15 protein-coding genes are annotated in these 12,212 nt (G+C 74.2%); 6 read left to right on the top strand and 9 right to left on the bottom strand.

What is annotated here, in order from left to right; translation table 11 throughout:
- Nucleotides 1-22: 22 nt before the first annotated feature.
- The 4 genes from GA0070213_RS17880 to GA0070213_RS17865 form a co-directional block, all read right to left on the bottom strand.
- Nucleotides 23-1,633 carry a hypothetical protein gene (locus tag GA0070213_RS17880; protein WP_245716448.1) on the bottom strand — a complete coding sequence of 537 codons (1,611 nt, stop codon included), beginning with the start codon at nucleotides 1,631-1,633 and terminating at the stop codon, nucleotides 23-25.
- A 748-nt stretch (nucleotides 1,634-2,381) separates the two neighbouring features.
- Nucleotides 2,382-2,717 carry a YrdB family protein gene (locus tag GA0070213_RS17875; protein ID WP_091065349.1) on the bottom strand — a complete coding sequence of 112 codons (336 nt, stop codon included), beginning with the start codon at nucleotides 2,715-2,717 and terminating at the stop codon, nucleotides 2,382-2,384.
- Nucleotides 2,714-3,283 (bottom strand): TetR/AcrR family transcriptional regulator, encoded by a 570-nt coding sequence (locus GA0070213_RS17870; protein WP_091065344.1) that lies wholly within the window; start codon nucleotides 3,281-3,283, stop codon nucleotides 2,714-2,716. The genes GA0070213_RS17875 and GA0070213_RS17870 overlap by 4 nt, the downstream gene beginning before the upstream one ends.
- The gene (locus GA0070213_RS17865; RefSeq protein ID WP_091065341.1) at nucleotides 3,276-4,070 is read right to left on the bottom strand and encodes an alpha/beta fold hydrolase; all 795 of its coding nucleotides are present in this window, start codon (nucleotides 4,068-4,070) and stop codon (nucleotides 3,276-3,278) included. Before GA0070213_RS17865 ends, GA0070213_RS17870 begins: the two co-directional genes overlap by 8 nt.
- Before the next feature lie 77 nt (nucleotides 4,071-4,147).
- On the opposite strand from GA0070213_RS17865, the gene GA0070213_RS17860 reads away from it, so the two are divergent.
- Nucleotides 4,148-4,552, top strand: a complete 405-nt coding sequence (locus GA0070213_RS17860; RefSeq protein ID WP_091065338.1) for a VOC family protein — start codon at nucleotides 4,148-4,150, stop codon at nucleotides 4,550-4,552.
- Nucleotide 4,553: 1 nt separating this feature from the next.
- Here GA0070213_RS17860 and GA0070213_RS17855 read toward each other — a convergent pair whose 3' ends face one another.
- On the bottom strand, nucleotides 4,554-5,474 hold the full coding sequence (locus GA0070213_RS17855; protein WP_091065335.1) for a proline dehydrogenase family protein: 921 nt from the start codon (nucleotides 5,472-5,474) through the stop codon (nucleotides 4,554-4,556).
- A gap of 73 nt (nucleotides 5,475-5,547) precedes the next feature.
- Here GA0070213_RS17855 and GA0070213_RS17850 point away from each other — a divergent pair, with 73 nt between their 5' ends.
- Genes GA0070213_RS17850 through GA0070213_RS17840 form a run of 3 tightly spaced genes read left to right on the top strand, consistent with a single transcriptional unit; the run spans nucleotide 5,548 to nucleotide 7,577 of the window.
- Nucleotides 5,548-5,823: a hypothetical protein gene (locus GA0070213_RS17850; RefSeq protein WP_245716447.1), complete on the top strand. Its 276-nt coding sequence runs from the start codon at nucleotides 5,548-5,550 to the stop codon at nucleotides 5,821-5,823.
- A gap of 1 nt (nucleotide 5,824) precedes the next feature.
- Nucleotides 5,825-6,991 (top strand): glutathionylspermidine synthase family protein, encoded by a 1,167-nt coding sequence (locus tag GA0070213_RS17845; RefSeq protein WP_091065326.1) that lies wholly within the window; start codon nucleotides 5,825-5,827, stop codon nucleotides 6,989-6,991.
- 19 nt (nucleotides 6,992-7,010) lie between these two features.
- Nucleotides 7,011-7,577 (top strand): CGNR zinc finger domain-containing protein, encoded by a 567-nt coding sequence (locus GA0070213_RS17840; RefSeq protein WP_091065323.1) that lies wholly within the window; start codon nucleotides 7,011-7,013, stop codon nucleotides 7,575-7,577.
- Nucleotides 7,578-7,664: 87 nt separating this feature from the next.
- Here the strand turns inward: GA0070213_RS17840 and GA0070213_RS17835 are convergent, their stop codons facing one another.
- Together GA0070213_RS17835 and GA0070213_RS17830 are read right to left on the bottom strand one after the other, a co-directional pair.
- The gene (locus GA0070213_RS17835; RefSeq protein WP_175441392.1) at nucleotides 7,665-8,471 is read right to left on the bottom strand and encodes a sugar phosphate isomerase/epimerase family protein; all 807 of its coding nucleotides are present in this window, start codon (nucleotides 8,469-8,471) and stop codon (nucleotides 7,665-7,667) included.
- Nucleotides 8,472-8,546: 75 nt separating this feature from the next.
- Nucleotides 8,547-9,491 carry a Ppx/GppA phosphatase family protein gene (locus GA0070213_RS17830; protein WP_091065321.1) on the bottom strand — a complete coding sequence of 315 codons (945 nt, stop codon included), beginning with the start codon at nucleotides 9,489-9,491 and terminating at the stop codon, nucleotides 8,547-8,549.
- 74 nt (nucleotides 9,492-9,565) lie between these two features.
- Between GA0070213_RS17830 and GA0070213_RS17825 the strand changes: the two genes are divergently transcribed.
- Complete coding sequence (locus GA0070213_RS17825) at nucleotides 9,566-10,372, top strand: DUF3109 family protein (RefSeq protein WP_091065318.1); 807 nt, start codon at nucleotides 9,566-9,568, stop codon at nucleotides 10,370-10,372.
- A gap of 45 nt (nucleotides 10,373-10,417) precedes the next feature.
- Here GA0070213_RS17825 and GA0070213_RS17820 read toward each other — a convergent pair whose 3' ends face one another.
- The gene (locus tag GA0070213_RS17820) at nucleotides 10,418-10,996 is read right to left on the bottom strand and encodes a TetR/AcrR family transcriptional regulator (RefSeq protein ID WP_091065315.1); all 579 of its coding nucleotides are present in this window, start codon (nucleotides 10,994-10,996) and stop codon (nucleotides 10,418-10,420) included.
- A 141-nt stretch (nucleotides 10,997-11,137) separates the two neighbouring features.
- Here GA0070213_RS17820 and GA0070213_RS17815 point away from each other — a divergent pair, with 141 nt between their 5' ends.
- Nucleotides 11,138-11,791, top strand: coding sequence for an NADPH-dependent F420 reductase (locus tag GA0070213_RS17815; RefSeq protein ID WP_091065311.1), 654 nt, complete (start codon nucleotides 11,138-11,140; stop codon nucleotides 11,789-11,791).
- 39 nt (nucleotides 11,792-11,830) lie between these two features.
- Here the strand turns inward: GA0070213_RS17815 and GA0070213_RS17810 are convergent.
- The coding region (locus tag GA0070213_RS17810; protein WP_091065307.1) for a hypothetical protein at nucleotides 11,831-12,212 on the bottom strand (382 nt) is incomplete at its 5' end.

Below are 12,212 nucleotides of genomic sequence, written 5' to 3'. Positions count from 1 at the left end.
GTCGGCGCGTCGCGGGTGGCGCTCAGCCGACGGCCGACCGGACATAGGCGACGCAGTCGTCGTGCAGCATCGACCACGGGTCGCCGAACACCTCGTCGGCGGCCTCGGCCGGGGACCGCCGCTGGTGCACCACGGCCCGGAAGAAGTCCAGCACCCGCTGCTCTCCGTACCGGTCGACCAGGTGCCGCACGGCCAGGTACCCGACGCCGTAGGCGCCGCCGACCCGGTCGTCGGTGGCGTCGTCGGCCGGCGCCACCGTGTCGAGCCGCCCGGCCCAGTCACCGCGGACCAGCTTGCGCACCTCGGCCAGCCCGTCGTAGCGGTCCACCGGCTGGCCGTCCGTGCCGGCGTACTCGGCCAGCCCCTCCACCAGCCACCAGTCCGCGTGGTCCGCGTAGCCCTGGTCGGGCAGCGAGGAGGCGTGGGTCAGCTCGTGCCGCAGCAGGTCGTCGACGCCGCCCGGGGCGAGGCTCTGCGCGTTGAGCACCACGTCGTGGCGGCCACCACCGACCCCGACCGCGTACCCCGCGGTCCACTTCGGCCGGCCACCGCCGTACCAGCGCTGCCACTCGGCCCGGCCGGCGTAGTAGACCAGGTACCGGTCCGGCGGCGAGCCCACCGCGTACCGGTCGGCGACCCGGGCGGCGGCCTCGGCCTGGGCGAGCAGGCCGGGCAGCTTGGCCCGGTGGGCCGGCGTGGTGGCCACCAGCGCCCGCTTCCCGACCGCCACGGCCAGGTCGTTCACCGCCCAGGGACGGACCCCGGTCGGATCCGTCCGGGACGGCTCCACCGCGAGCAGCAGCGGCTGCTCCCCCACCAGCCGCCAGCGGGTGCCCAGCCCCGTCGTGCTCGGCGCGCAACCTGGTACCACGAAGCAGTAGCCCACCGTCACCGGCAGCCGCCACTCCCCGGGCCGCCCGTCGACCGCCACCGGCACCCCGTCGGCGGCGGGCCGCCAGACGGTGACCCGGAGCGCCCGCAGGGCCGTGTACCGCTTGGTCAGCGCCGGCCGCGCGGCCGGTTCCGCGACCGCGAGGAAGCCGGTCCGGTCGCCGCCGAGGAGCGCGGCGGCCTGCCGGTCGAGCTGCCCGACCATCCGCTCGGCGAGCTGCCGCTCGGCCGCCGTCCCCCGCTCGGCCGCGCCCGCCGCCGGCCGTCCGGCCGCGTCCGGTGCCAGCTCCCGCAGGAGTACGCCGGGAACCGCGCCCACCACCAGGCCGAGCGCGAGCCCGAGCGCGGTCCAGAGTGGCCACCGCCGCTTCCGCGCCGGCGCGACGGGTGCGGGCGCCCACGGTACGCCGGCAACCGGCAGCCCGGTCGGAGCCGGCGGAACGGGCGCCGGCCACGCGGCGGGAGTCGGCGTACCCGGAACGGACGCCCGAGCCACGGCGGGAGTCGGTGACGTGCTCGGGTCCGGGATGGAGGCGGTCGTGCTCGGCTCCGGGTGGGCCGTCGCGCTTCCCTCGCCGCCGTGCGGCAACCGGGTGGGGGTCGCCTCGGCCGACGTGGTTGCCGCCGGGGCCGGGGCGGGACCGTCGGCGTCGACTCCGCCGGCGGCAGTGCTCGTCTCGGCAGCCGGCGCGTCCCGGCGGCGGGAGTGCTCGTCCGTTCCGGAGTCGCCGGACGGAGGCACCTCGGGACGATCGACAGGGCCTGGCTCGGGCGCTGCCGCACGCGGTTCGGCCGGAGGCGCACCCGCTCCGGTCACGACCGAATCCGACTCGGGTACTGCCGCGGCAGGCTCGGGCGCTGCCGCACCTGGCGCGGGGGCGGCCGGATGCGGCTCGGGCTGAGCCGGACCCGGCTCGGGCAGGGTCGGCCCCGGCTCGGGTGCTGCCGCACTCGCCGCAGGGGCGGGCGGGCGCGGCTCGGGCGGGGCGGGGCGGGACTCGGACTCGGACTCGGTCGAACCTGGCTCGGGCGCAAGGATCCCCGGCTCGGGCGCGACCGAAGCCGGCTCAGGTGCCTCGCGGCTCGACTCGGCCGGGCCCGCCTGGTTCGCGGTCGGCGGCCCGTCGGAGGCGGCCGGTCGGGGGGTGACCAGTCCAGGCTTCGGAGACCGGTCACCCGTCGAGGCGGGAGGCGGTGTCACCACGTCGGCACGGGGCTGCTGCCCGTCGCCGTCACTCCCGGTGGATGGCTCGTCGCCGTCGGCTGCCCGGCCGGGAGGCTCCTCGTCGCCGTCGGTCACCGGCGAAGGGTACGACCAATCGGGCGTTCCGGGAAAGAGCCCTGCGAGTAATCCCTTCTGTCCCGCCTCGACATACGCCACCCGCCGATCTTGGACTTGTGGCACCTCCGATAACCGACAAGGCGGGCATCACAGGCGCCACAACTCCAAGATCGGCCAGGCGAGGCGGGGCGGGGCGGGGCGGGAGGGGTCAGGCCGGGTCGCCGGAGTGGAGCAGGAGGGCCTTGTCGGCGGTCCAGGCGATCACCAGGGCCACGCCGGGCAGGGGGTGGCCGGCCAGGGCCAGCAGGACGCCGCCGACCAGAAAACACGCGGCCTGGACGGCGAGCTTGGCCGGGGCGGGCAGCGCCACGGCGGCCCGGGGCGAGCAGAACAGGCCCCAGGCCACGGCGAGCGCCAGCGGCGCGCCCAGGCCGGCGAGCAGCCGCACCGGCCAGCCGGCGTCGAGCGTGAAGCCCCAGAAGCCGGCGGCGGTCAGCAGCGCCAACTCCAGCAGGAAGATGAGTCCCCGCAGCGTGCCCCTCATCGGGAACCCCAGCCGCGGTACGCGACGTCGAGCCCGTCGATCATGCGGTCGAACGAGCGGTCGACGTCGCGGGGCAGCCCGAACCCGCCGGCCGCCTCCAGGGTGACGAAGCCGTGCACGGTGGCCCGGAACATCCGGGTGGCGTCGACGGCGGCGTCGCCCTGGACGCCGTACCCGCGCAGGATGGCGACGATCGCACCGACCGCGCGCTCGGCGGCGGCCAGGTGTTCCGGGTCGGTGGGGTCGGGCGCCCGCTGGGTGGCCGGGTAGCGGCCGGGGTGCCGGTGGGCGTACCCCCGGTAGGCGACGGCGACGGCGCGCAACGCGTCGCCGCCGGCCCGGCCCGCGGCGGCACTGGTCAGCACGTCGGCGATCTCGGCGGTGGCCAGGACGGCGAGCTTCTGGTGCAGCGCGTCCACGCCGCGCACGTGCTTGTAGAGGCTGGGCAGCGCGACGCCGAGCCGGCCGGCGAGCGCGGCCAGGGTCAGCCGGTCGTGCCCGACCTCGTCGGCGAGCACGGCGGCCTCCCGGACCACCGTCACCGGGGTCAGGCCGGCCCTAGGCACGCGCGGTCACCGTCAGGAACTCGACCAGGTCGGCGGCGGTGGCGTCGGGCTGGTCGGCGTGCGGGTAGTGGCCGGAATCGGCGATCATCCGCGCCTCGGCGACGGCGAACTGCCGGCGGGCGGCCCGGGCCTCGGCGCCCGGGTCGGGGAAGTCGGGGTCCTTCGTGCCCATCAGCACCAGCACCGGTTGCCGCACCTGGGCGGCCCGCGCGGTCCAGTGCGGGTCGACCGGCGCGATCACGCCGCGCACCGCGTCCATCCGGCCGCGTAGCTTGGCGACCAGCTCCTTCCGGTACGCGGCGTCGTCGGTCGGCCGCCCGCAGGGAAAGAGTGTGCGGTGGAACTGCCCGAACAGCCGGGGGCTGCGCAGCACGGCGGCCTGGAGCGCCCGCATCACCGGGTTCGGCTTGGGCGGGGTGGTGAACGGGCTGATCTGCACGATGCCGCTGACCAGCTCGGGCGCCTCGGCGGCGGCGAAGACCACGCCCGCCCCGCTGGACGAGCTGCCGACCAGCGTGGCCGGTCCGCCGCCGAGCGCCCGCACCACGGCGAGCAGGTCGCCGCCGACCTCGGCCGGGGCGTAGGTGGGCCAGTGCGGGCTGGAGTCGCCGTGCCCGCGTACGTCGGTCGAGGCGACCCGGTAGCCGGCCGCCACCAGCAGCGGCGTCAGGTGCCGGAAGGCCGCCCGGTTCTCCCCCATGCCGTGCGCGAGCACCACCAGGGGCCCCGAGCCGTGCACCTCGTACGCGATGGTCCCGCCGTCCCGCGCCACCTGGCTAACTGTCATAGCCATTAAGCTAAGCCTATTAGCTTCGACCGTCAAGGGTTGACCTCAACCCGACCTGAGGTCGCACGATCAGCGACATGCCGATCTCCGCCGACACCCACGTACGCCTCGCCCGGCCCAGCCGCGACCTGGCCGCCGCCGAGCGGTTCTACGCCGCCGGCCTGGGCCTGGAGGTGCTCTACCGGGGCGCGCCCGACGGGCCGGGCGAATACGACCTGGTCATGCTCGGCCTCCCCGGCGCCGGCTGGCACCTGGAGCTGTTCGGCGGCGCGGCGCTGACCGTCGACCCGCGGCCCGCCGAGGAGGACCTGTTCGTGCTCTACCTGGACGGGCCGGTCGAGGACGAGTTGGTGACCGGACTCGAACGGGCCGGCGGGACCAGGGTCTCCGCCGGCCCGTACTGGGACAGGTGGGGGATCGCGTTCGCCGACCCGGACGGCTACCGCCTCGTGCTCTCCACCCGGACCTGGTCGAACGACTGACTCACTTCTTCGACATCACCGCGCGGCCGAAGAACGCCAGGTTGGCCGGGCGCTCGGCGAGCCGGCGCATCAGGTAGCCGTACCACTGGTCGCCGTAGGGGACGTAGGTGCGCACGGTGTAGCCCTCGCCGACCAGGCGCGTCTGCTCCTCCGGGCGGATGCCGTAGAGCATCTGGAACTCGAACCGGCCCGGTTCGCGGTCGAACCAGCGCGCCCGGTCCTCGCCGATGGCGATCAGGCGCGGGTCGTGGGTGGCCAGCATCGGGTAGCCGTCGCCAGCCATCAGCACGTTCATGCAGCGCACGTACGACTTGTCCACCTCGCGGGCGGACTGGTAGGCCACCGACTCGGGCTCCTTGTAGGCGCCCTTGCACAGCCGCACCCGCGACCCGGCGGCGGACAGCTCGCGGCAGTCCGACTCGGTGCGCCGCAGGTACGCCTGGAGCACCGCACCGGTCGACGGGTGGTCCTTGCGCAGCTTGGCCAGGATGTCGAGCGTCGAGTCGGTGGTGGTGTGGTCCTCCATGTCCAGGGTGACAGTGGTGCCCACCGCGTCGGCCGCCGCGCAGATCTGCCGCGCGTTGTCGTACGCGAACTGCTCGTCGAACGCCTGGCCGAGCGCGGACAGCTTCACGCTGACCTCGGCGGCCGGGGTGAGCCCGGCGGCGCCGAGCAGGCGCAGCAGTGTGAGGTATTCGTCCCGGGTGGCGGTCGCCTGCTCACCGGTGGTGGTGTCCTCGCCCAGATAGTCGAGGGTGACCGCTTGGCCGTCGGCGACGAGTGCGCGGGTCGCGCGCAGCGCGTCGTCGGTGGCGGCGCCGGCGACGAACCGGCGGACGACGTCCCGGGTGAACGGGGCCGTCGCGACGAGCCGCTCCACCTGGGATGACCGGGAGGCGGCGAGGATGACGGAACGGAGCATGAGCCGAGCGTAACGCCCACCCCCGACCCCCCGCCGGGCAGCCGAAGTAGCGACGATCGGCTACAACGTTCACGTGGAAGGACACCCCCGACGCCGGCTCCGCTCGGCCACCGTGCAGCTCGGCGCGCTCACCGCGCTGGCCCTCGCGCTCTCCGGCTGCAACAACGGCTACGACGACGACGATGACGACTGCGCGCTCGGCCCGGCGGGCGGGGGCGGCGACACCGTCGCGGTGGCCCTGCGGGTCCCCGCGCCGGTCACGGCCGCGCGCGGCGACGCCGCCCCGGCAGCCGCCGCGTTGCCCGAGCGCGGCGGCTTCGGCTCCCACCTCGCCTCCTGCGGCGGCTGACGTGCGCCGCGAGGCGAGCACGCCGCGCCCCGGCTGGGACGACACCATCCGGTCCCAGGGCCTGGTGTACGTCGACACCGAGCTGCCCGACGGCGAGATCATGTCGTACTGGGACGAGACGGCCGCGTACGCCTTCACGCTCGACGAGGTGCTCCGGCTGGAGGAGGCGACCGAGGAGCTGCACCGGATGTCGGTGGCCGCCGCCGAGCACGTGGTGGCCCGCCGCCGCCACGCCGAGTTCGGCATCCCGGAGTGGGCCGCCGAGGCGGTCGCCCGCTCGCTGCGGGAGGGCCCGCCGACGCTCTACGGCCGCTTCGACCTCGCCTACGACGGCAGTTGGCCGCCGAAGATGCTGGAATACAACGCGGACACCCCGACCGCGCTGGTCGAGGCGAGCATCGTGCAGTGGTACTGGCTGGAGCACACCCGCCCGGAGGCGGACCAGTGGAACAGCCTGCACGAGCGGCTGGTCGGCGCGTGGGCCAAGATCGGCGCCGGGCTGCACGAGCCCCGGGCGCACGTGGTCTGGTCGAACGAGGAGGAGTCGGGCGAGGACCAGATCACCGCCGGCTACCTGGCCGAGACGGCCCGCCAGGCCGGGCTCGACGTGACGCTCATGCCGATCCAGCGGGTCGGCTGGGACGGGCGGCGTTTCGTCGACGCCGACGACCGGCCGATCACCACCTGCTTCAAGCTCTACCCGTGGGAGTGGATGCTCGCCGAGCCGTACGGGCCGCCGGCGCTGGACCCGGGCACCCCGACCACCTGGATCGAGCCGGCCTGGAAGTTGCTGCTGTCGAACAAGGCGCTGCTGGCCGTGCTCTGGGAGCTGTATCCCGGGCACGAGTTCCTGCTGCCGGCCTACCTCGACTCGCCGCGCGGGATGACCGAGTACGTGGCCAAGCCGCTGCTCGGCCGCGAGGGCGGGTCGGTACGCATCGTGACCGGCGACTCCGAGATCACCAATCCCGGGATCTATGGCGACGAGGGTTTCTGCTTCCAGGAGTTCCGGGCGTTGCCCCAGTTCGCTGGCAACCACACGGTGCTCGGGAGCTGGATCGTCGATGGCGAGTCGGCCGGTGCCGGCGTCCGCGAGAGCGAGAGCCTCATCACGGACGGTTACGCGCGGTTTCTGCCCCACTACATCGACGCGCCACGCCCGGCCTGAGTCGTCTACCGTTGGTGTCGTGAACTTCGACGCGTACGCCCGGACCGGGGTCGAGCTCGTCAACGCCCGGCTGGACGACCTCGACGGCCTGCGGGCCCTCTTCCCGGACGAGAACGCCTGGATGCGCGACGAGGTCGCGGAACGGGACCTGGGGATCTTCCGTCGGGCGCAGAAGCGCCTGCGGGACGTCTTCGAGTACGGCACCTCGGGCCGGGACGCCGACGCGGTGACCGAGCTGAACGCGCTGTTGGAGGCGTTCCCGGTGCAGCCGCGCATCTCCGGCCACGACTCCTCCGACTGGCACATGCACGTGACCAGCCGGGGCGCCTCCGTCTCCGCCGAATACCTGGCCGGCGCCGTCTGGGGCCTGTCCGTGTGGCTCTGCGAGTACGGCAGCGCCCGGTTCGGCGTGTGCGCGGACGAGCGCTGCGGCAACGTCTACCTGGACACCTCGTCCAACTGCTGCCGGCGGTTCTGCTCGGAGCGCTGCGCCACCCGCTCCCACGTGGCCGCGCACCGGGCCCGTAAGCGGGCCGCGGTCGGCGAGCAGGCCGTCCCGGCCCAGCCGCTGGCCCCGGTGAGCTGACCTTCGGCCGCCGGCCGGGCTCCGGGGCACCCGACGCGGCACGGCATCCGGCGCGGCCACGGCGAGTGCCGGGGCAGTCTCGACCGGTCAGGCGTCGACCGGGGAGGGCGCGGTCAGGTTCGCGCGGGCGAACTCCAGCGACTCGCGCAGGTCCGCCTCGCGGACCGCGCGGCTCTTCGCGCCCCGGGTGGTCACCTCCACCGCGACCGAGCCGGTGAAGCCGCGCCCGGCCAGCGACCGGAGCAGCTCCGCGCAGGGCTGACCGCCCCGACCGGGCACCAGGTGCTCGTCGCGCCCCTCGCCGGTGCCGTCGCCCAGGTGCACGTGCGCCAGCCCGGCGCCCATCCGGTCGGCCATCGCGAGCGCGTCGGTGTGCGAGGCCGCGCAGTGCGACAGGTCGAGCGTGTAGGAGGCGTAGCCGGTGTCGGTCGGGTCCCAGCCCGGCACGTAGGGCACGAACTGCCGGCCGGCCATCCGCACCGGGAACATGTTCTCCACCGCGAAACGCAGACCGCCGAACTGCCCGCCGATGGTGTCCAGCCCGTCGGCGAACGTGCGCGCGTAGTCACGCTGCCAGGTGAACGGCGGATGCACCACCACGGTGGGTGCCTCCAGTGTCTCGGCCAGCTCGGCGGCCCGCCGCAGCCGCTCCCACGGGTCGGGGCTCCACACCCGCTGGGTGACCAGCAGACAGGGCGCGTGCACCGAGAGCACCGGCACGTCGTAGTGCTCGGAGAGCCCGCGCAGCGCGCCCGCGTCCTGGCTCACCGGGTCGGTCCAGACCATCACCTCGACGCCGTCGTACCCGAGCGCGGCGGCGAGCTGGAACGCCGCCGCGGTCCGTTCGGGGAAGACCGAGGACGTGGACAGGAGCACCGGGACGCGGGAAGTCACACCCCTCAGGGTAGCCGCACCCGTGGGGAAGCATCGGGACGAGCAGCCGCAAAGCGCCCAGAGCGGCCGCGTGGATCACATCGGCGCGAGCTGATCCAACCGGCGCAGGATGACCCCCTCGCGCAGCGCCCAGGGGCAGATGTCGAGGCACTCCACGTCCAGCCGGCGCATCACCGCCTCGGCCACCACCGCGCCCGCCAGGAGCTGGTGCGCCCGCTGCGCGCTGACCCCCTCCAGTTCGGGCAGGTGGGCCGGCGGGATGTGCCGGACGAAGCCCAGCACCTGCCGCAGCCCGGTGCGGGTCAGGCTGCGCCGGGCCCACAGACCCGCGCCGGACGGCGCGGCCCCGGCCAGCCGGGCCAGCGTGCGGAACGTCTTCGAGGTCGCCACCGGACGCTCCCAGCCCACCTCGGTCAGCTGCTTCACCACCGGGTCGAGCTGCGCGTCCACGTACTCCCGGAGGTCCTCCACGGCCTCGGCGGGCGGCGGCATCAGGCCGGCCGGGTCGACCGCCAGCCGCTCCCGGCTGAGCCGGCCCGCGCCGAGCGGCAGCGAGACCGCGACGTCCGGATGCTCGTCGATGCCGGCGGCCAGCTCCAGCGAGCCGCCGCCGATGTCGAGCGCCAGCAGCCGGCCCGCGGACCAGCCGAACCACCGCCGCACCGCGAGGAACGTCATCCGCGCCTCGTCCGCGCCGGAGAGCACCTCCAGGCGTACGCCGGTCTCGTCGCGGACCCGGGCCAGCACCTCGGCGGCGTTGGTGGCGTCCCGGACCGCGCTGGTGGCGAACGCCAGCAGGTCCTCGGCGCCCAGCCCGTCGGCCGCCGCCCGGGCCATGCCGACGGCCTTGACCAGCCCGTCCGCGCCGGCGTCGGTCAACGCGCCGTCCGGGCCGATCTGCTCGGCCAGCCGCAGCACCACCTTCTCCGAGTGCGCCGGCCAGGGATGCGCGCCGTGGTGGGCGTCGACCACCAGCAGATGCACCGTGTTGGAACCGACGTCGAGGACACCCAGTCGCATGGCAAGAACCCTAGGCGCAACACGTTTCGTCGGCTCGCCGGCCGGCCGGGGCGACCGCGCGTACGCTGGTCCGGGTGACAGGGCAGATCGAGCTTCACGTGCTGGTGGACGACCCGGCCGACCCGCGCAGCCGCGAGGTCGGGCTGGACTTTCCGCGGGAGTGGATCGAGTTCGCCGACCCGGCCGACCCGAAGCACGTCGTCCGGGCCGACCTGACCTGGCTGCTCTCCCGCTGGACGTGCATCTTCGGCTCGGGTTGCCACGGCATCGTGAAGGGCCGGGCGGCCGACGGGTGCTGCTCGCACGGCGCCTTCTTCACCGACTCCGACGACGAGAAGCGGGTCCGCGCGGCGGTCAAGCGGCTCACGCCGGAGACCTGGCAGCACTTCCGCCGCGGCTTCAAGAACTGGACCGAGAACGACACGGTCGACGGCAAGACGCCGGCCCGGCGCACGGCCACCCGTGACGTGGACGCGCCCTGCGTGTTCCTCAACGACGCCGACTTCCCCGCCGGGGGCGGCTGCGCGCTGCACGCCCAGGCGCTGCGCGACGGGGTGCACCCGCTGGAATACAAGCCCGACGTCTGCTGGCAGCTGCCGGTCCGCCGGGACCAGGAGTGGCACAAGCGGCCGGACAACACCAAGGTGCTGATCTCCACGCTCGCCGAGTTCGACAGGCGCGGCTGGGGCGCCGGCGGTCACGACCTGGACTGGTGGTGCACCTCCTCCACCGACGCGCACGTCGGCGCCGACCCGATGTACGTCTCCTACGGGCCGGAGCTGACCGCGCTGATCGGCGCGCCCGCGTACGCGAAGCTGGCCGAGCTCTGCGCCGCCCGCCAGCGCCAGGGCCAGATCGCCCCCCACCCCGCCAGCGAGTAAGGAAGGGCCCCTTCTTAACGCCTGCGGTAGAGGAGGGGGCCCCGCTTAACGCTTCGGCAACGCCGCGTCGACCAGGGCGCGGGCGGTGCTGCGGGCCGCCTCGGCGATCGCCGGGTCGCCGTCGAGCACCCCGCCGGCCAGGCCACCGTCGAGCAGCAGGGTGAGCTGCCGGGCCAGCAGCTCCGGCTCGGCCGCCCCGGCCTGCCGGGCCAGGTCGGTCACCCAGGCCCGCACCGCGTTCTTGTGCGCGACCGTACGGGTGTGCACCGGGCTGCCGGCGGGCGACTCGGCGGCGGTGTTGATGAACGCGCAGCCGTGGTAACCCTCCCGGCGACACGCGCCGGTGAGCGCGTCGAACATCCCGACGAGCTGCGCACGCGGATCGTCACCGGCGGCCCGCGCGGCGGTGTGCAACGCGCCGGACCAGGCCCGGTCGACCTTGTCCAGGTACGCCAGGACCAGGTCGTCCTTGCTCGGGAAGTGCTTGTAGAGCGTGGCCTTGGCGACGCCCGACTCGGCGATCACCGTGTCGACGCCGACGCCGCGCGGCCCGTACGCGTAGAAGAGCCGGAACGCGGTGTCCAGGATGCGATCCCGGGCGGTGCCGGCGGGGGTACGGGCCATGGGTCCTCCGTGTCGTGGTCCGCCGAAGTCTACAGACAGGTACGTCTTCTTCGGCCTTCTAGTAGACAGACCTGTCTGTTAGTCTCGGCGGTACGACGCGGGCGCACCGGCGCCCCGCGATTCCCGGAGGACGGATCCGACATGCGCATCGCAGTACTGGGCACCGGCATGGTCGGTCGCGCCATCGCCGGCCGCGCCGCCGAACTGGGGCATCAGGTGGTCGTCGGCACCCGCGACGTCGACGCCACCCGCGACGGGGAGTGGGGCGAGTGGGCCGCCGACCACCCCGGCATCACCCTCGCCGGCCACGCCGACGCCACCGCGGAAGCCGACCTGGTGGTGAACGCGACGAACGGCGACGGTTCCCTCCCCGCCCTCGACGCCGCGGGCGCGGAGAACCTGGCCGGCAAGGTCCTGCTCGACATCGCCAACCCGCTCGACTTCAGCCAGGGCTTTCCACCCACCCTGTCGGTGGTCAACGACGACTCGCTCGGCGAGCGGATCCAGCGCGCGTTCCCGCGTACCCGGGTGGTGAAGGCGCTCAACACGCTCACCGCCGACCTGATGGTCCACCCTCGGCAACTCGCCGACGGGGACCACAGCGTCTTCGTGTCCGGCGACGACGCCGACGCGAAGAGGGCGGTCACCGAGCTGCTGACCAGCTTCGGCCACACCGACGTGATCGACCTGGGCGACATCACCACGGCGCGGGGCACCGAGATGCTGCTGCCGATCTGGCTGCGCCTCTACGGCCGGCTGGGCACGGCCCTGTTCAACGTCAAGGTCGTGCGCTGAAGGCCGGCACCCGTTCTCGGGTGCCGGCCCTCGCATGTCTTACTTGGTCCAGTGCTGGTTGACCAGGTCGGTGGCCTGCTTCTCCCACTGGGCGTAGGCGTCCGGGTAGGCCGAGACCTGCACGGTCTGGGCGGCCTTGGTCAGCGGCATGTCCTGCCAGCCGTCGACCTGCTTCAACCCCTTGAGGAACGCCAGCGTGGAGTACTCGGGGTCGGTGATCTGCTCCGGGCTGCCCCAACCGCTGGAGGGGCGCTGCTGGAACAGGCCCAGCGAGTCGTGGTCATTGCGGTCGCCGAGGTGGCCCAGGTTCTCCAGCTTCGACTCCTGCAGGGCGGTGGCGATCGAGACGACCGCGGCGCGCTCGGGCAGGCCGGCCTTCTTCGTCGCGGCGATGATCGCCTTGACGTTGGCGGTCTGCTCG

Origin of the sequence: Micromonospora humi (assembly GCF_900090105.1) — a bacterium.
Taxonomy (GTDB): Bacteria; Actinomycetota; Actinomycetes; order Mycobacteriales; family Micromonosporaceae; genus Micromonospora; species Micromonospora humi.
Note: the sequence above shows the minus strand (reverse complement) of the source record. Positions and strands in the feature narration are given on the sequence as shown.